Origin of the sequence: Microbacterium sp. MTN4-26 (assembly GCF_042846595.1) — a bacterium.
In the GTDB taxonomy this organism is placed as follows: domain Bacteria; phylum Actinomycetota; class Actinomycetes; order Actinomycetales; family Microbacteriaceae; genus Microbacterium; species Microbacterium luteum.
The window spans coordinates 1-919 of sequence record NZ_BTGO01000052.1 but is presented as its reverse complement, the minus strand read 5'-3'; the positions used below and the strand labels follow the sequence as shown (position 1 = coordinate 919).

The following is a 919-nucleotide window of genomic DNA, read 5'->3' as shown; positions in this document are numbered from 1 at the left end:
TTCGGCGGGGCATTCGTCGTTGACGCAGTACATCCAGCTGTATCTGGGTGGGTTCGGGTTGGAGCTGCAGGATCTGAAGGAGCTGCGGACGTGGGGGTCGAAGACCCCGGGTCACCCGGAGTTCGGTCACACCGATGGTGTGGAGATCACGACCGGGCCGCTGGGTCAGGGTCTGGCGTCGTCGGTCGGGTTCGCGTACGCGGCCCGGTATGAGCGGGGTCTGTTCGACCCGGAGGCTGCGCCGGGTGAGTCGCCGTTCGATCACACCATCTATGTGATCGCGTCGGATGGGGACATCCAGGAGGGCATCACCAGCGAGGCGTCTTCGTTGGCCGGGCATCAGGAGCTCGGCAATCTCGTGGTCATCTACGACGCGAATCAGATCTCGATCGAGGACGACACCGACGTCGCGTTCACCGAGGACGTCGCCGCCCGCTACGCCGCGTACGGGTGGCATGTGCAGACGGTGGATTGGAAGAAGACGGGCGAGTACGTCGAAGACGTCGCCGAGCTTCACGCGGCCCTCGAGGCGGCGAAGGCCGAGGCATCGAAGCCGTCGATCATCGTGCTGAAGACGATCATCGGGTGGCCCTCGCCGGGCAAGCAGAACACCGGCAAGATCCACGGCTCCAAGCTCGGTGAGGACGAGTTGAAGGCGACGAAGGAGGTGCTCGGGTGGGACCCGGAGCAGACCTTCGTGGTGCCCGACGACGTCCTCGAGCACACTCGTTCACTCGCCGATCGTGGCGCGCAAGTGCGGGCGGCGTGGCAGGAGAAGTTCGACGCGTGGGCCGGCGCGCACCCCGAGCGCAAGGCGCTGTGGGACCGCATCAACGCGCGCGAGCTCCCCGCCGATCTCGCCGAGGCGCTCCCGGTGTTCGAGGCGGGCAAGGACGTGTCCACCCGTGCCGCGTCGGGG

General features: G+C 66.9%; 1 pseudogene. It reads left to right on the top strand.

Annotated features, from left to right (window positions below):
* Nucleotides 1-919: pseudogene (locus ACGG9C_RS17035) on the top strand (transketolase); the annotation flags it as partial.